Raw genomic sequence first — 16,825 nt, forward strand, 5'->3', positions numbered from 1 at the left:
CGGGGCGCTTCCGAGGCCGCCGGCACGAACTCGTCGAAGGAGTGGGTCCGAGATGAAGCAACACGAACAGGTGGCGATGCTCAAGCGTCTCCTCGCGCTCCGCGAGACACGGCGCGACGAGCGGATGCTCGACGAGGTCGTTCGGATCCCGGTCACCAAGTACACCGACCAGGGCCTGCTGGACCGCGAACTGGCCTCCGCCTTCACCCGGTTCCCGCTCGTCGCCTGCCACGCCTCCGCGCTCTCGGAGCCCGGGTCCTACGTCACCAGCGACTGGGAGCGGTTTCCCTACGTCGTGGTGCGCGGCGACGACGGGCGGGTGCGGGCCTTCTACAACCAGTGCCGCCACCGCGGCGCCCGGCTGGCCGACGAACGCGCGGGCTGCGTGAAGAACTTCGTCTGCCCGTTCCACGGCTGGGTGTACGAGCTGGACGGCACGCTGCGCGGCATCACCCGCGCGCACGACTTCCCCGGTGTGGACACCCGCGAGTACGGCCTGGTCGAGCTGCCCGCCGCGGAGTCGGGCGGGCTGATATGGGTCGCCCGGGACCCCGGGGCCTCCCTCGACATACCCGGCTTCCTCGGCACCTTCCACGACGACCTGGTCAACTTCGACGTCGCCTCGCTGGTCCAGTACAAGAAGACCAAGGTGGTCAAGGAGGCCAACTGGAAGCTGCTGATCAAGACCTACCTGGAGGGTTACCACGTCCCCTACCTGCACCGGGACACCCTCGCCCGAGCGTTCAAACGGGGCGTGATCGCACACGACGAGGACGGGCCGCACATCCGGCTGTCCGCCGCGCGCACCAACGTGGGGGAGGTGACGGCCAAGCCGGAGGAGGAGTGGCGCATCCTCGACCACGCCTCGGTCTACTACACGCTCTTCCCCAACACCTTCTTCATCCTCCACCCCGACTACGTGTCCATCAACACCTTCTGGCCGCTGGCCCCGGACCGGACGATCTGGACCCACGACATGCTCTACCGGGACGCGGACTTCGCCGGGTCGGCCGGGCAGAGCGCGTTGGAGAAGCGGTTCGCGTTCACCAACGACACCGTCTTCGACCAGGAGGACTTCGCCATCGCGGAGAACGTCCAGCGCAGCCTGGTACACGGCGGCAGCGACCACCATGTGCTGGGGCTCGCCGAGGGGTTGTTGGCCATGTTCCAGGACACCATCGACGCGCGCCTGGCCCCGCCCCGCGACGCCCCGCCCCGCGACACCACTCCCCACGACACCACGACGGGACACCCGGCATGACCACCGACGAACTCACCGCCTTCGCCCACGGCGTCTTCGACGCGCAGCCGTTCAGCGGCTTCCTGGGCGCCGAACTGACCGACGTCGGCCCCGGCACGGCGGAGATCCGGGTCCGCAACCGGCCCGAACTCCAGCAGCAGCACGGCTTCCTCCACGGCGGCGTGGTCAGCTACCTCGCCGACAACGCCCTCACGTTCGCGGGCGGCCTCGCCCTCGGCGGCGACGCGCTCACCGCCGAGTACAAGATCAACTACGCCAGGCCCGCGGTGGGCGACGTGATCGTCGCGCGGGCCGAGGCGGTGGTCACCACCCGCCGGCAGGCCATCTGCCGCTGCACGATCACGGTCCACCAGGACGGCGCGGCCGACGGAGACGGCCGCGTCGTCGCCGTCGCCCAGGGCACCATCGTCAGCGCCGGCCCGGCGCGCGCCGACGCGGGCTGAGAGCCACGAGGAGGCCGGCGACCTCAGGGGAGCCGCGCGCGCACCCACCGGGGATCGGGGTTGGTGTGCGGCCGGCCCGCCACGACGACGGTCGGCACGGTCTCGTCGCCGCCGTTGGCGGTCCGCACCGCCGCGGCGCCCGCCGGGTCGCGCCAGATATTGACCCAGTGCGACCGGCGGGCGCCGCGGCCAAGCCGCAGCCGCAGCCGTATGCAGTACCTGCACCCCGGTCGCCAGAAGACGATCGGCCGGCCGTCGACCGCGCTCCGGCGCCGCGCCTCCTCCGCGCCGATGGACTTCGGGAAGATCAGGGGCGAGTGCGCGCCGGCGAGCACCAGGAAGGCCACCAGGGCCACGACGGCCCCGCCCGGGTTCCCCCCGAGGCCCTGCGCCACGGCGACCGCCGCGCCGCTGAGCACGAACAGCATCGGCAGAACCCAGGCGCGCCTCATGGTGGGGCAGGCTACCAACGGCCTCTCCCCGGCGCCGTTCCGGGCTTCGGCCGGGCGCCGGGTGCCGGGTGCCGGGTGCCGGGCGTCGGGGCGCGGCGGGCCCGTGCGGAACCGTCCTCGTGCCCGGCGGCGCACCCACGGGCCCGGCCCACGGCTCACTTCTCCCGGAATACTGTGGCCGGGCCACCCCGATATCTGTTGCCGTGAACACAGTATTTGGCGGGGCGTGCGAAGAGGTTTATTTCCCTGGCGGGAGAAGCGGAAATTCTCGGCGCACGCGGGCCGCTTCGACGTGCTACTGTCGTTCTCGGTTGCAGTTGTGGTTCCCAAAACTCCAGGGGCTTCGGTCGGTTTTGTGCCGTCGAAATGAGCCTGGTGGTTCCGGTCTTTTTCGGTCGGGGTGATCATCGCGGCGACACGGTGTCCGCACGGTGTGGACGCCGGTGCACTGCCCCCGAAGGAGACTGACATGAGCACCGGTACTGTGAAGTGGTTCAACGCGGAAAAGGGCTTCGGCTTCATCGAGCAGGAGGGCGGCGGCGCCGACGTGTTCGCCCACTACTCGAACATCTCCGCACAGGGCTTTCGCGAGCTGATCGAGGGCCAGAAGGTGAACTTCGACATCGCGCAGGGCCAGAAGGGCCCGACGGCCGAGAACATCGTTCCCGCCTGACACGACAGGGCGTTCGCAGCTGGGGCCCGCATCCTTCGGGGTGCGGGCCACAGCCGCGCCGTCTCGCGGTGGCGCCTTCCGTACGTGAGGACTCCGACGAAGGCCGCCCCGCCCCGCACCCGCCACCGCGGTCGCCTTCTCCGTTTGCGGCCGCGCAGAAAGTGCGCGATCAGAATTCCTGACGCGCCACGTTCGGCCGATTCTTGCGACTCCCCGTGTCGCCGATTTACAGGGGAATTCCTTGATGTGGGCCGTATCAAGGAAGGCTCCTCATGAACCGCACGCGTAAAAACAATGGCTCTTCCAGGACCCGTGACGGCGGCGCCGTCACGGTCAGGAAGAACGGCGGGGCCGGTGCCCCGACCAGCAGCCGCGTGGGCAGGCCGGCCCGTTCCGGCGGTCGCGGCTCTCGACCCGCCAGGCCGCACGGCGAGTTCGCCCTCCCCAGGACGATCAGCCCCGCGCTTCCCGCCGTGGAGAAATTCGCCGATCTCGACATGCCGAGGGCGCTCGTGTCCGCGCTGGGCGCGCAGGGGGTGACCACTCCTTTCCCGATCCAGGCCGCGACGCTTCCGAACTCCCTCGCCGGGCGCGACGTCCTGGGCCGGGGGCGCACCGGCTCGGGCAAGACGCTCGCCTTCGGCCTGGCCCTGCTCTCCCGCACGGCCGGGCGGCGTGCCGACGCGGGACAGCCGCTCGCGCTGGTGCTCGTGCCGACCCGCGAGCTGGCGCAGCAGGTCACCGAGGCGCTCACCCCGTACGCCCGGGCCGTGCGCCTGCGGCTGGCCACGGTCGTGGGCGGGATGCCGACGGGCAGGCAGATGTCGGCCCTGCGCGGCGGGGCCGAGGTCGTGGTCGCCACCCCCGGACGCCTCAAGGACCTGATCGACCGTGGCCACTGCCGCCTGGACCAGGTCGCCGTCACCGTCCTCGACGAGGCCGACCAGATGACCGACATGGGCTTCATGCCGCAGGTCACGGCACTGCTCGACCAGGTGCTCCCGCAGGGGCAGCGCATGTTGTTCTCGGCGACCCTCGACCGCAACGTCGACCGGCTCGTGCGCCGTTACCTCAACGACCCCGTCGTGCACTCGGTCGACCCCTCCGCCGGCGCGGTCAGCACGATGGAGCACCACGTGCTGCACGTCCACGACGCGGACAAACACGCGACCACCACCGAGATCGCCGCCCGCGACGGGCGCGTGCTCCTCTTCCTCGACACCAAACACGCCGTCGACCGGCTCACCAAGCACCTCCTCAACAGCGGGGTACGGGCCGCCGCCCTGCACGGCGGGAAGAGCCAGCCGCAACGCACCCGCACGCTGGACCAGTTCAAGACCGGCCACATCAGCGTGCTGGTGGCCACCAACGTCGCCGCGCGCGGCATCCACGTCGACCACCTCGACCTCGTCGTCAACGTCGATCCGCCGACCGACCACAAGGATTACCTCCACCGTGGTGGCCGCACGGCGCGTGCCGGTGAGTCCGGCAGTGTCGTCACCCTGGTCACCCCGAACCAGCGCCGGAGCATGACCCGCCTCATGGCGGCCGCCGGCGTCGTCCCGCGGGTCACCCGGGTCCGCTCCGGCGAGGAGGCCCTGCGCGACATCACCGGGGCGCAGGCCCCCTCCGGTGTCCCCGTCGTCATCAAGGCACCGGTGGTCGAACGTCACCGCAAGCGCGGTGGAGGCGCCGCCTCGCGCGGCCGACGCGGCTCCGCCCGGCTGACCGGGCGCGCGCCCGCCCGACGGCCCGCGTCCGGGGCGGCCGCGTAGGCGGTGCCCAAAACCCACCCGATCAGGAAGCTGATCCACATCTCCAGGAGGCACCTCGTGACGCTGGTCCAGACGTGTGCACGCTCCACCCCGACCGTGCCGGCCGGGGCGGCCGATCGCACGGCGTCCGCCGGACCGCGGGTCTGGGACGCGATGACCGTCGAGGTCGCGCTCTCCCTCATGGCGGCCGCCGACACGGGCCACCTGGTCATCTGCGACGACGACGGCCAGCGCACCGGATGCGTCGCCCTGGACCGGCTCACCGACGTCCGTGACAGCCCCGGCTACACGGACCGTGTCCGCCTGCGCGACCTCGCCGACACCGCGGGCCACTGCGCACCCCCGGAGCTGCTCGTCGTCCCCGGCTGAACGGCTGCTTCCCCTCCCGTCCGCTCCCTCCCCCTATCCCTGTGAGGCATCATGCGCTGTGTCATCGCCCGCTTCCCGTTCGACCTGACGAGGAACGGGGTGCTGGAATCGATGAAGGGGGTCAAGCCCGAGCCGGTCACCGACGACGTCGTCATCATCGGACGGCGCCACTACCCCGCCAAACAGGTCGGCCAGGTCGTCACCGGCCAGGACCGCCGGGACTTCAGCGTCGGCGAAGTCCTGCGGGCCATGACCCGTCTCGGCTTCACCTGCCGCACCGCCGCGTCCGCGTCCGCGTCCGCGTCCATGGCCAGTCCGTACCAGCGGGCCTCCACCATGCTCGGCGCGCGGTCCGTTCCCGACCACGGCCAGGGCGCGGGGCCGGGCCGTCCGTGACGATGCCTCCCGACCGCCCGGGCCGGAGGTGACGGGGGAGCGCCGGGGCCGGGCGCCACGGCAGGCGGATCAGACGGGCGGTTTCGCCTGACCGCGGAGCTCCTCGTTGATGCGCTGCGCTTCCTCAAGCTGGTCCTCAAGGATGATGATGCGGCACGCGGCCTCGATGGGCGTGCCGGCGTCGACGAGTTCGCGGGCCCGGCCCGCGATGCGCAACTGGTAGCGGGAGTAGCGGCGGTGGCCGCCCTCGGACCGCAGCGGGGTGATCAGCCGGTGCTCACCCAGGGCGCGCAGGAAGGCCGGCGTGGCACCGAGCATCTCGGCGGCCCGGCCCATGGTGTAGGCGGGGTAGTCGTCGTCGTCGAACTTGTCGGCGGGCCTGGTACTGCGAGGGGGCATAGACCTCTTCTTCCGGGGACGCGTCAAGGGGCCCGAGCGCCGAACCGGCACTCGAGCCCCGACCTTCAACACCATCTACCGGCTGACTGCACCGGCTTCTCGTTCCGCAGACCCGGCGACGTTTGGGCGGGACTGCGCGGATCGTCGCGTGACCGGGAACCACCTTCCAATCCGGGGTCTACGGTACCCGGGAGGACATCGTCCGAGCCCGGGCGCTTCTCAGGGTGTCCGCTCCTTACTGGCGCAGGATCTCCTCGTACGGGCAGGCGGCGCGGTAGCCGCTGTACGACCCCTCGGGTCGCCCGGTCCGGCAGCCAGCGGAAGAACCCACCACTCTCGGCTCCGCCACTCCGCTGCCGGACCGCTCCTACGTCACCTGCTCACACGGCAGTTCATCTCTGCCGTGTCCTCCATGACTTCTTGGGTACGACAGAAACCCTAGCCCTCGCGATGGCCAATGTCTACTTCAGCCACTACAGATTTTCTCTCCTCTCGGGCGGATTCCGTTCCGCTTCCGGGAGGGGCGGCCGCGAGGAGGGAAGGCCCCGGCGCGGCGATCGGCGCGTCGGGCCGGTCCGGTCGGGAGCCGGAGGGCCAGGCTCAGGCCCTGCGGACCTTCCACACCACTTCCGCCGGCCACTTCTCCGCCCAGTCCCGGTCGAGGGCTTCCTTGAAGTAGGTGGCGCCGCCCGCGGGGGCCGTGGGCTCCACCAGCCGTTCGATGGAGAACCCGCACTCCCGGAACATGTCGATCCACTGCGCGTAGGTGGAGTGGAAGACGACCACGTCGCCGCCGTACTTCATCCTGGCGTCGCCGTAGGGGTTCGCGAGACGCTCGCCGACCGCGCCGCTCTGGTGGTCGAAGCACATCTGCAGGAGCGGCGAGTAGGTGCACAGGCCGAGGACGCCGCCGGGGCGGAGCACTCGGTGGGCTTCCTGGAGCAGCCGCTGCGGCGGGGAGAAGTCGAAGGCGCCGTGGTCGCAGAACGCCGCGTCGAACACCCCGGAACGGAACGGCAGACGCTCCGCCGCGGCCTGGACGAAGCCCGCGGCTCCGCCGTCGAGGCTGCGGGAGAGCTGGCCTGAGGAGAGCTCGACGCCGTAGGCCTCGAACCCGGCGCGGGCGAACCCGGTGGTGTCGTGCCCGATCCCGCAGCCGAGGTCGATGATCCGGGAGCCGGCCGGGAGGTCGTCGGTGAGGACCTTGAGGTCGCTCTCCGGAAGGTGCCAGATGCCCCAGGACGGGTGCCGCTCGGCGTCGAAGTGCTCCGGGTGGGCGTCGTGGTAAAGCTCGCTGTTGGCGTCCCAGTACCGCTCGTTGACCTTGAGATAATTGATCTTCGCCATCGCCTGTCCTCAGTCTCGCGGGAGTTCGCACACCGATAGGTCCGCCCAGCCGGAGGGCGGGCTGACGTAGTTCTTCACACGCAGTCGTGCGGCAGACCTGAGTCGCCCGAACAGGCAGACCTCGCCGGTCGCCAGCAGGAGCTGTTCGGCCTGTGCGCAGTACGCGAGCCGGTCCTGGAGGTCGTCCGCGGCCAGGGCGCGGTGCACGAGCTCCGTGAACCCGGAAGCGGGGCCGCCGGGGAGCTGGTCCGCCGGCCGACGGGCGAAGGGGACCAGGAGGGCGGCCGGGTCGGGCCAGGGCGAGGCCAGCAGGACCAGGCGGAAGTCCTCGCGATGCGTGGTGTGGAGCTCGGTGAGATAGGCGCGGTAGTCGATGGCCTCGGGCCGCAGGACGAGTCCGGTGTGGTCGCCGATCTGCTCGGCCAGGATCCGGGCCGTCTCCCGGTTCGGCGAGAAGTCCGGGAAGACCAGGCGGGCGGGGGAGCGCCCGGCCGCCGGGAACAGTTCGCGTGCCACGCGGGCCGGTGCGGTGGCGCGGCCGGGTTCCCACAGGCCGGTGAAGGAGTCGAGCGGGCCGAGCGCGCCGTGCAGCCGCTGGGACAGCTCCCGGCGGTCGATGGCGGCCGCGACGGCGTGCTTGCGCCGCGCGGCCATGCCGTTCGGCGGCAGCAAGGCGACGGCGATGTCGAGGTCGTCGACCCGCAGCTCCGGGTAGTCGGCGCGGTGGGCCCACCGGGAGACGGGGAACGTCGTCGGGCAGGTGACGTCGACGGCCTGCTGGTCGAAGAGGCGCTGTCCGTGCTCGGCGCCGGAGGACAGGACGTAGGTGATGTCGGGCCAGGGGCCGGTCGCCCGCAGCCGGATCTCCCCGGCCGGCCCTTCGGCCATGGTGTAGGCCCCGCTGCTCACGGCCGGGTCGGCGTTCCGGGGGCCGAAGACCGGATTGGCCAGAAGCGCGGGCAGGTTGCCGACGGGGCGACGGGTGGTCAGCAGCAGCCGGTCGGCTTCGACGGGCCTGATCTGCTCGATGAGCGACACGAGCCAGGCGAAGGGGCCGGCCTGTTGGGCGACCGTCGCGATGTGCCGGGCAATGTCGCGCGCGTGGATCGGCCGGCCGTCGGACCATCGCGCGTCGGGCCGCAGGGCGAGGCTCCAGCATTTCTCGTCCAGGCGTCGGGCGCGGTCCAGAAGGCCCGGCCGCAGAGTGCGGTCGGGGCCCTCCACGAAGAGCGGGCGGACCAGCTGCCGCGTGATGGTCAGGCCGGTCCAGTCGTCTGACGCGCCGTAGAGGCCCGACGGAACGAGGTCTGTTTCCACTCGAATCGGCTTGGACACGCCCACTTCCCCTTTGGCACAGTACCGTGGCGTCGTCGACACGAGCCGGCGCCTATTACCGCGAGGCGCAGCCCGGAGGACCTCAGTACAGTGCGCCGGGCCGTCTACCAGGTCTGGGCGGTGATGCGGCCGGTTTCGAAGTCGATTATTTTCCGTACGTCGTATTCTTCGCTTCTGGCGATACCCGCAAGGTGATGAATGATCGAAGCGGCCATCCAGGCGCCGATGATGGTGTTGTTGGGGCCGAATGAATAGCGCGTGCTCCGCAGGCTCCCCGAACCGTCAGTCGCGTTGGATTCCGCGTTCTCGGGGTAGGCGAGATCCTTCGGGGTGACAGTCGATCTCCCGGGCGTGAAGAGAGGGCCGTAGAAACCGCGCTGCATACCCACGCCACCGAAAATGGACGGCGTGTTCCGAGCCCAGGCAGACTCGGCGACCGCATCCGATATGCTGCCTATCGGCTGGTCTATGCACACGGCGACGGCGTGGACGTCCGGATGCGCGTCAAGGATTTCGTCGATTTCTGCGGGTGAACTGACGAACCGGTTGACGAGCGTGACCTCGGCGTCCGGCACCCGGTCGCTGATATAGGCGTGGGCCCCCGCCAGCTTGGGCTCGCCCACAGCCGCCCGCGGGAAAATGAACTGGCGGTTCAGGTTGTTCAGTTGCACGTCGTCGGAGTCGACGAGCACGAAACGTCCGACGCCGGCTCCGATGAGATGCTGGAGGACCACGCTGCCGGTGCCCCCCACGCCCATGACCATGACCGTCGCGTCGCAGACGCGGCGTTGCGCCTCGTCGGGGCGGAGCGTGTGCAGGGCCAGATGCCCCCACTGCCGGGCGTGGACGCTGTCGTCGCCCGCCGGCCCCGTGGGCGACTCGACCAGCAGGCCGCGTGCGCGCAGGGCTCTCACGAGGCCGTCGCAGTCGGAGTCCCGGCGCGTCAGCGCTTCGAGGACTTCGTTGTCGCAGCCGTCTTCCAGGGTTTCCACAAGACGCCTCACGGCGCCCTTGCGGTCGTCGAGGACATACTTCTTCTTCTCGCCCTGGAATGTCACCTTGCCGTCGGACAACACCAATTGCCAGGCGGGATTCAGCCATACACGCATAGAGCGCGACACGTCCTCCGGGAAGAAACGGATGCCACTCCGGGGTGCAAGGAGCGGGAGTGCGGCCCCGGTGATAAGGGGCTGCACTCCCGCTCACGTTGTCAGCAGCGGTGGACCATCACCGTGGCGGCGTCGGCCACGTCCATCTCCTCGATGAAGAAGATGTCATCCTGCTCCTGCGTGGCAACCTGAATCGCGGACTCAGTAACGTTCTCGTTCATCGTCGCTCCTCATGTGCATCGGAACTGAATTGCTCTGACGCAATGAAGTTTCACCATCTGGACAGGGCCTTGTCAAGCGTCTTTTCATGGGTATTCTATTTTCCCTGCAAATTGGCTTCAATGACTGCAATGCAGACATTTCTTCTCTTGTGTCCGCCGTTCGGGCCGGGTACGGTGAACGCGGGGCACGTACGCCTTTGCTGCGTACCGCGAGGGGGGATTCAAGGGGTTCCGGTGTGGGTATTGGATGTCTCGGGCTGATCGCCGATAACTGGAGTGTTAGCCTCCGTATCCGTACGCCGCGCATCTTCCAAAGCCGAGAGAATGAAGCTCACTATCATGGGATTCCTTGAGTTCAACGGTGTCCGGTGCGATCTTGCCGACGGGCGGACGCTGTTCGGAGATGTCAGCTTCACCGTGGGCGCGGGGGAGGTCGCGGCGCTGATCGGCCACAACGGCGCGGGGAAGAGCACCCTGGTCAACGTCGCGTGCAAGCGGCTCAAGCCGCGCTCGGGCTCGGTCAACGTCCAGGGCGGACTGGCGATGATGCCCCAGTTCATCGGCTCGGTACGGGACGACTCCACCGTGCGCGACCTGCTGCTGGCCGCCGCCCCCGAGCGGATCGCCGCGGCCGCGGCGGACATCGACGCCCTCGAACTCGAGTTGATGGAGCGCGACGACGAGGCCACGCAGATGCGGTACGCCGAGGCGCTGAGCACCTGGGGCGAGGCCGGCGGCTACGAGATCGAGGTGCTCTGGGACGTGGTGACCACCGCGGCGCTCGGTGTGCCCTTCGACCGCGCCCGCTTCCGCGACGTCAACACCCTCTCCGGCGGCGAGCAGAAGCGCTTGGTCCTCGAAGCGCTGCTGCGCGGGCGCGAGCAGGTGCTCATCCTCGACGAGCCGGACAACTACCTGGACGTCCCGGGCAAGCGGTGGCTTGAGGAGCAGTTGCACACCACCGACAAGGCCGTGCTGCTCGTCAGCCACGACCGGGCCCTGCTCGGCAACGTGGCCACGAAGATCGTCGCCCTCGAAGGCCGCAGCACCTGGGTGCACGGCGGCTCCTTCACCGGCTGGAAGGAGGCCCGCCAAGCCCGGCGCGAACGGCTGGCCGAGCTGCACCGCCGATGGGACGAGGAGCACGCGCGGCTCAAGGAACTGGTGCACACCCTCGGCGAGCAGGCGAAGATCAGCGCCGCCATGGCGCCCCGCTACCGCGCCGCCCAGACCCGGCTGCGCAAGTACGAGGAGGCCGGTCGCCCGCCCGAGCTGCCCCGGGAGCAGCGGGTGGTCCCCCGTCTCACGGGAGGCCGCACGGGAACCCGCGTCATCACCTGTGAGCAGTTGGAACTCACCGGGCTCATGAAGCCGTTCGACCTGGAGATCTTCCTGGGCGACCGGGTCGCGGTCCTGGGGTCGAACGGCTCCGGCAAGAGCCACCTCCTGAAGCTGCTCGCCGGGCTCGACGTGGACCACGCGGGCTCCTGGCGCCTGGGCGCGCGCGTCGTACCCGGCTTCTTCACGCAGACCCACCAGCATCCGGAGTGGGTGGGCAAGACCCTCGTGGAGATCATGGGCCGTGGCGAGGGCATCCGCGAGGGCCTCGACCGCGGTGCCGCCGCGGGAATGCTCTCGCGCTACGAGCTCGCGGGCTCGGCGGACCAGCGCTTCGAGACGCTCTCCGGAGGACAGCAGGCCCGGTTCCAGATCCTGCTCCTGGAACTCGGCGGCGCGACGCTGCTCCTGCTCGACGAGCCGACGGACAACCTCGACCTGGTCTCGGCTGAGGCCTTGCAGCAGGCCATTGAGCAGTTCAACGGCACGGTCGTCGTGGTCACCCACGACCGCTGGCTCGCGAGCTCCTTCAACCGCTACCTCCTCTTCCGTTCCGACGGCGAGGTGGTGGAGACGCCGGAACCGGTGTGGGACGAGAACCGGGTGACCAGGGCCCGCTGATCGCGTGGCGTGGCCCCTATCGACCGAAGGAGAGGCAACATGCAGGACTCGGCGCAGACCACGTCCGTCATGGAGCAGCGGACCGCTGCCGTCCCCGACCACATGGGCAGGGACGCCGCGATCGCCTTCCACGGCAGGACGATCGAGCTGCTGACGACGCCCCCCGTGGTACAGGCGCTCGGCCAGTTGCGGCCGGGCAGCGACGCTCCGGCCACCAGCCTGCCCCTGATGCCCGCGGACTTCACCGGCCCCCTCCTCGCTGAGCTGGCCGCGTTGCCGACGTGGGCCACGGAGCAGTGGCTGCTCACCCCCGACGACAACGTGCAGCCGGCCGACGCCGACGAGTTCGCCGCGGCCGCCCCCGAGCGGCGCTTCTCGCGCAGCGGCTGTCTGCGCGACATCCCCAAGTCCGCGCTGGGTATCCGCGCGTTCATCTCCGCGGTCAAGAGCCCCAAGGTGGCCGACGCGTTCTCGACGGCCTTCGGCGAGCCCGTCTCCTTCCGCTCGGCCGACATCGCCAGGTACGAGGCCGACCACTATCTGCGTCGTCACTCCGACACCTTCGACGACCGGCGCTTCGGCCTCGTCTTCTTCCTCTCGCCGGGGTGGACCGCCGGCGACGGCGGTGAACTCGTGGTGGAGGCGCCCAGCGGCGCGGCTCTGACCACCCAGCCCGAGCAAGGACGTCTGGCGATGCTGCGGATCAACCCCGGATACCACCACAGCGTCTGCCGCATCCGCTCGCGGTCCTGGGTGCGCTACTCCATCGCCGTCCACTTCGGCACGGCCAAGTAGCGTCTGCCCCGGACGGCGTATCGCTCCCACGAGCCTTCGGCGGCCTGTTGTTGCTTTTCGCACGGCTTCGCCCAGCACAGGCGGAGCCGTGCGGTGACATTCACCAGTGCTCTGATCAGATCTACCGGCGTGCCGCCAGGAGTTGGACGTGCTCAAAGACAGCAGTTTCAGGAACCTGTGGACTGCCCAGACGGTTTCCCTGTTCGGTACCCAGGCCTGCGTGGTCATCATCCCGCTGCTCGCCCTGGAGACCCTGGACGCCTCCGCGTTCGAGATGGGGCTGCTCGGCAGTGCCGAGTCGCTGGCCGTGCTGCTCCTCGGGCTCTGGATCGGCGTGACCGCCGACCGCTACCCGCGCAGGTCGGTCATGGTGACATCGAACATCCTGCGCCTGCTCCTGATAGGTCTCATCCCGGTGGCGTACGTGCTGGACGTGCTGAGCATCCCCCTGCTCTTCGTCGCCGTCTTCCTGGTCGGGGCCCTCACCCTGCTGTACGACTCCGCCCTGTCCTCACACGTGGTCATGACGTTCGACCGCCGCCAACTCCCCAAGATCAACTCGTACATGGAGGGCAGCACCGCTGTCAGCGAGGTCGCGGGACCGGGCCTGGGCGGGCTCCTGGTCCAGGCGCTGGGGGCGCCGCTGGCCCTGGTCGCCGACGTCTGCAGCTACGTCGTGAGCACGGTCCTGCTGCTCAGGCCGGGCGACGGCGGTAAGAAGGGCGCGGCGGGCACCTCGGGGGTGAACACCACGGAGACGCACGCCGGGCAGCAGAACGCCGGCCAAGGGGACGCCCCGGACGCCGAGGCCGCGCGGGAGGGCGGCGAGCAGGAGTCGGTCAAGGGCACTCTGTCCGGCTTCACCTGGGCCTTCTCCCACCGCGTACTGCGGCCGGTGATCGTCTCCGCGGCCCACTTCAACTTCTTCACCGCGATGTTCTTCGCCGTCTACACCTTCTACGTGGTCAAGGAGTTGGGCTTCAGCCCACTCCTGGTCGGCCTCGCGAGCACGGCCGGCGGGCTCGGCGGTGTGCTGGCCGCGACGGCCGCTTCCTCGTTCATGAGCAAGGTGCGTACCCAGCTGCTCTATGTCCTGTCCCTGGTCGTGCCCACCGTGGGCGCCTTCCTCGTCCCTGGCTCCGAGCTGCTGAGCTCCTCCCTCGCGCAGTTCCTGTCGGTGGCCGCCGGAATGTTCCTGTGGAGCTTCGCCATTGTCGTGAACCTGGTCATGAGCGAGACGATCAAGCAGATGGTGACGCCTTCGCACATCATCGGTCAGGTCACCTCCGCGATGCGCTTCACGACGCTCGGCTTCGAACCCGTCGGCGCGATCGTGGGCGGTACCGTCTCCCAGTTCCTCAGCCCCGCCACCGCCCTGGTCATCGCGGCTTGCGGCCTCGCGACCTCCGTCGTCTGGGTCATCTTCAACCGCCACCTCGGCGGGTACGACGTCAACGAGGAGGAACCCGTCAGCGCCACCTGACCCGGCGCGCCGGGGGCCGTGCTGACCAACCGGAACATCGCGAGAACACCCGGAGAGCGACGCCTCACCCTGCGGCGTGTTGGTCGGCCACGCCCTCGCTCGTCGTGGGCTGGAGGGTGGGATCGTGCGACGATTGCCGGCATGAATCGCCTGGTCAACTCCCAGTCGCCCTATCTGCTCCAGCACGCCGACAACCCCGTCGACTGGTGGCCGTGGGGCGAGGCGGCGTTCGAGGAGGCGCGGCGGCGTGACGTGCCCGTGCTGCTGTCCGTCGGCTACGCCAGCTGCCACTGGTGTCACGTGATGGCCAGGGAGAGCTTCGAGGACCCGGCGCTCGCCGGGTATCTGAACGGGCACTTCCTTCCGGTGAAGGTGGACCGGGAGGAGCGGCCCGACGTGGACGCCGTGTACATGGAGGCGGTGCAGGCCGCGACGGGGCAGGGCGGCTGGCCGATGACCGTGTTCATGACGGCCGACGGGGAGCCGTTCCACTTCGGCACCTACTACCCGCCGCGCCCGCTGCACGGGCTGCCGTCGTTCCGGCAACTGCTGGAGGGCGTGGTCGCGGCGTGGCGGGAGCGGCGGGGCGAGGTGGGGGAGGTCGCTGCGCGGATCGCCGGGCAGTTGGCGGAGCGGCGGCTCGGCCACGGCGCGGCCGCGCCGCCGGGCGAGGGCGAACTGACGCTGGCCGTCGGCGCGTTGGCGGCGGAGTTCGACGAGCGGAACGGCGGGTTCGGCGGCGCGCCGAAGTTCCCGCCGTCGATGGTGCTGGAGTTCCTGCTGCGACACCACGCGCGCACCGCCTCGCCGCAGGCGCTGGCGATGGTGGAGCGCGCCTGCGAGGCGATGGCGCGCGGCGGGATCTACGACCAGCTGGCGGGCGGCTTCGCCCGCTACTCGGTGGACGCCGAGTGGACCGTCCCGCACTTCGAGAAGATGCTCTACGACAACGCGTTGCTCGCCCGCGTGTACGTCCATCTGTGGCGGGCCACGGGATCGGCGTTGGCGCGGCGGGTCGCCGTGGAGACCGCCGACTTCCTGGTGCGTGAACTGGCCACGCCCGAGGGCGGGTTCGCCTCCGCGCTGGACGCGGACAGCGAGACGCCCGAGGGCGGGCACGCCGAGGGCGCGTACTACGTGTGGACCCCGGAGCAGTTCGCCGAGGTGCTCGGCCCCGCGGCGGGGGCCGAGGCGGCGGAGCGCTACGGGGTGACGGCCGAGGGCACCTTCGAGGGCGGTACCTCGGTGCTGAGGCTGCCGGGTGAGCCGCCGGCGGACGAGACGCGGGAGGCGCTGCTGGCGGCCCGCCGCGCGCGGCCGGCGCCCGAGCGGGACGACAAGGTGGTCACCGCGTGGAACGGGCTGGCGATCGCCGCGCTGGCCGAGGTCGGCGGGCTGCTGGACCGCCCCGACCTGGTGGCCGCCGCCGAGCGCGCGGCCCGGCTGCTGCACGACGTGCACCGGGACCCGGCGACCGGGCGGCTGGCGCGCACCTCGCGCGACGGGACCGCCGGGCCGAGCGCCGGAGTCCTGGAGGACTACGGCGACCTGGCCGAGGGCCTGCTCGCGCTCTACGCGGTGACCGGCCGGGCCGCCTGGCTGACCGAGGCGGGGGCGCTGCTGGAGATCGTGCTGACCCGGTTCACGGACGAGGACGGCGCGTTCTGGGACACCGCCGACGACGGGGAGCGCCTGATCCGCCGCCCGCAGGACCCCACCGACGGCGCGACGCCCTCGGGGTGGTCGGCGGCGACCGGCGCGTTGCTGACCTACGCCGCCTACACCGGCAGCGACCGTCACCGGGCCGCCGCGGAACGGGGGTTGGCCGTCGTCACGCGGCTGGCCACGGGCGCGCCGAGGTTCGCCGGCTGGGGGCTGGCCGTCGCCGAGGCCGCCGTGGACGGGCCGCGCGAGGTGGCGGTGGTGGGCCCGGCGGGCGACCCGGCGACGGCGGCGCTGCACCGGGCCGCGCTGCGCGGCACGGCGCCGGGCGCGGTGGTCGCCGTCGGCGCGCCGGGCGCGGCGGACGCCCCGCCGCTGCTGGTGGACCGGCCGCTGCGGGGCGGGGAGCCGGCGGCGTACGTGTGCCGCGGGTTCGTCTGCCTGGAGCCGACCACGAGCCCGGAGGACCTGGCGGCGCGGCTGGCGTGAGCCGGAGGGCCGGCGGGGGCGCGAGCCGGCGCCGCGCGCGGCGCTCACGCCGACAGATGCCGCGCCAGGGTGTCGATGGTGCGGTCGGTCAGGGCGCGGGCGTCGGCCTCCGGTTCGACGCCGGCCCAGTGCAGCAGCGCCTCGCGGAACGCGCCGAGCACGGCGCCGACCAGGACCCTGGTCTCCAGGGAGTCCACCGGCCGTCCGATGCGCGCCGCCAGCGACTCGGCGAGGTCCTCGCCCGGCCGCGCCATCGCCTCGGGCAACCGGTCCCGCACGGAGGGCACCGAGGCGATCAACTCCATCCGCTGCCTGGCCCGTTCCAGCGCGCCCGGCTCGCGTTCCGCGCTGACCACGCAGGCGTGGATGGCGTGGCGCACCGCCGTCAGCACCGGTTCGTCGACGGGCCTGGCGGCCAGCTCCACGCTCAGCGGGCGGGCCGGGGTGTCCTCGCTGAGGACCAGGTCCTCCTTGGTGGGGAAGTAACGGAAGAAGGTGCTGGTCGAGACGTTGGCCTCGGCGGCGATCCGGTCGATCCGCGTCGCCTCGAAGCCCTGCTCCGCGAAGAGCCGGTAGGCGGCGTCCCTGATCTCCCGCCGGGTGCGGAGCTTCTTGCGTTCCCGCAGGCTCTGCGGCGTCACGGAGCACGCGTTTCTC

General features: G+C 70.8%; 16 protein-coding genes. 10 read left to right on the forward strand and 6 right to left on the reverse strand.

Annotated elements, in window-relative coordinates:
- Positions 1 to 52 precede the first annotated feature (52 nt).
- A complete protein-coding gene (locus CRP51_RS09550; protein ID WP_097230592.1) occupies positions 53 to 1,261 on the forward strand; it encodes an aromatic ring-hydroxylating oxygenase subunit alpha in 1,209 nt (402 codons plus the stop codon).
- Positions 1,258 to 1,704, forward strand: coding sequence for a PaaI family thioesterase (locus CRP51_RS09555; protein ID WP_097230593.1), 447 nt, complete (start codon positions 1,258 to 1,260; stop codon positions 1,702 to 1,704). Before CRP51_RS09550 ends, CRP51_RS09555 begins: the two co-directional genes overlap by 4 nt.
- 23 nt (positions 1,705 to 1,727) lie before the next feature.
- Here CRP51_RS09555 and CRP51_RS09560 read toward each other — a convergent pair whose 3' ends face one another.
- Positions 1,728 to 2,156 (reverse strand): glutaredoxin domain-containing protein, encoded by a 429-nt coding sequence (locus tag CRP51_RS09560; RefSeq protein ID WP_097230594.1) that lies wholly within the window; start codon positions 2,154 to 2,156, stop codon positions 1,728 to 1,730.
- 469 nt (positions 2,157 to 2,625) lie between these two features.
- Between CRP51_RS09560 and CRP51_RS09565 the strand changes: the two genes are divergently transcribed.
- The 4 genes from CRP51_RS09565 to CRP51_RS09580 all read left to right on the forward strand — a co-directional run bounded on the left by CRP51_RS09565 (position 2,626) and on the right by CRP51_RS09580 (position 5,369).
- Positions 2,626 to 2,829, forward strand: coding sequence for a cold-shock protein (locus CRP51_RS09565; protein ID WP_097230595.1), 204 nt, complete (start codon positions 2,626 to 2,628; stop codon positions 2,827 to 2,829).
- A 272-nt stretch (positions 2,830 to 3,101) separates the two neighbouring features.
- A complete protein-coding gene (locus CRP51_RS09570; RefSeq protein ID WP_097230596.1) occupies positions 3,102 to 4,604 on the forward strand; it encodes a DEAD/DEAH box helicase in 1,503 nt (500 codons plus the stop codon).
- 57 nt (positions 4,605 to 4,661) lie between these two features.
- Positions 4,662 to 4,973 (forward strand): CBS domain-containing protein, encoded by a 312-nt coding sequence (locus CRP51_RS09575; RefSeq protein ID WP_097230597.1) that lies wholly within the window; start codon positions 4,662 to 4,664, stop codon positions 4,971 to 4,973.
- A gap of 51 nt (positions 4,974 to 5,024) precedes the next feature.
- Positions 5,025 to 5,369, forward strand: a complete 345-nt coding sequence (locus CRP51_RS09580) for an SCO5918 family protein (protein ID WP_097230598.1) — start codon at positions 5,025 to 5,027, stop codon at positions 5,367 to 5,369.
- A gap of 69 nt (positions 5,370 to 5,438) precedes the next feature.
- Here the strand turns inward: CRP51_RS09580 and CRP51_RS09585 are convergent, their stop codons facing one another.
- The 4 genes from CRP51_RS09585 to CRP51_RS09600 form a co-directional block, all read right to left on the reverse strand.
- Entirely contained in the window at positions 5,439 to 5,768 is a 330-nt protein-coding gene (locus CRP51_RS09585; protein ID WP_097230599.1) for a MerR family transcriptional regulator, read from the reverse strand.
- A gap of 600 nt (positions 5,769 to 6,368) precedes the next feature.
- Complete coding sequence (locus tag CRP51_RS09590; protein WP_097230600.1) at positions 6,369 to 7,115, reverse strand: class I SAM-dependent methyltransferase; 747 nt, start codon at positions 7,113 to 7,115, stop codon at positions 6,369 to 6,371.
- A 9-nt stretch (positions 7,116 to 7,124) separates the two neighbouring features.
- Positions 7,125 to 8,450, reverse strand: coding sequence for an ABC transporter substrate-binding protein (locus CRP51_RS09595; protein WP_170970495.1), 1,326 nt, complete (start codon positions 8,448 to 8,450; stop codon positions 7,125 to 7,127).
- Between the two features lie 104 nt (positions 8,451 to 8,554).
- Positions 8,555 to 9,559: a HesA/MoeB/ThiF family protein gene (locus CRP51_RS09600; RefSeq protein WP_141514572.1), complete on the reverse strand. Its 1,005-nt coding sequence runs from the start codon at positions 9,557 to 9,559 to the stop codon at positions 8,555 to 8,557.
- Positions 9,560 to 10,119: 560 nt separating this feature from the next.
- On the opposite strand from CRP51_RS09600, the gene CRP51_RS09605 reads away from it, so the two are divergent.
- The 4 genes from CRP51_RS09605 (at position 10,120) to CRP51_RS09620 (ending at position 16,168) form a co-directional block, all read left to right on the forward strand.
- Positions 10,120 to 11,739, forward strand: a complete 1,620-nt coding sequence (locus tag CRP51_RS09605; protein ID WP_097230603.1) for an ABC-F family ATP-binding cassette domain-containing protein — start codon at positions 10,120 to 10,122, stop codon at positions 11,737 to 11,739.
- Between the two features lie 39 nt (positions 11,740 to 11,778).
- The gene (locus tag CRP51_RS09610; RefSeq protein WP_097230604.1) at positions 11,779 to 12,534 is read left to right on the forward strand and encodes a 2OG-Fe(II) oxygenase; all 756 of its coding nucleotides are present in this window, start codon (positions 11,779 to 11,781) and stop codon (positions 12,532 to 12,534) included.
- 148 nt (positions 12,535 to 12,682) lie between these two features.
- Complete coding sequence (locus CRP51_RS09615; protein WP_170970497.1) at positions 12,683 to 14,017, forward strand: MFS transporter; 1,335 nt, start codon at positions 12,683 to 12,685, stop codon at positions 14,015 to 14,017.
- Between the two features lie 141 nt (positions 14,018 to 14,158).
- Positions 14,159 to 16,168 carry a thioredoxin domain-containing protein gene (locus tag CRP51_RS09620; protein ID WP_097230606.1) on the forward strand — a complete coding sequence of 670 codons (2,010 nt, stop codon included), beginning with the start codon at positions 14,159 to 14,161 and terminating at the stop codon, positions 16,166 to 16,168.
- A gap of 44 nt (positions 16,169 to 16,212) precedes the next feature.
- Here CRP51_RS09620 and CRP51_RS09625 read toward each other — a convergent pair whose 3' ends face one another.
- Positions 16,213 to 16,809: a TetR family transcriptional regulator gene (locus CRP51_RS09625; protein WP_245880470.1), complete on the reverse strand. Its 597-nt coding sequence runs from the start codon at positions 16,807 to 16,809 to the stop codon at positions 16,213 to 16,215.
- Between the last annotated feature and the right edge of the window lie 16 nt (positions 16,810 to 16,825).

The organism is Streptomyces zhaozhouensis, from assembly GCF_900230195.1.
GTDB lineage: Bacteria > Actinomycetota > Actinomycetes > Streptomycetales > Streptomycetaceae > Streptomyces > Streptomyces zhaozhouensis.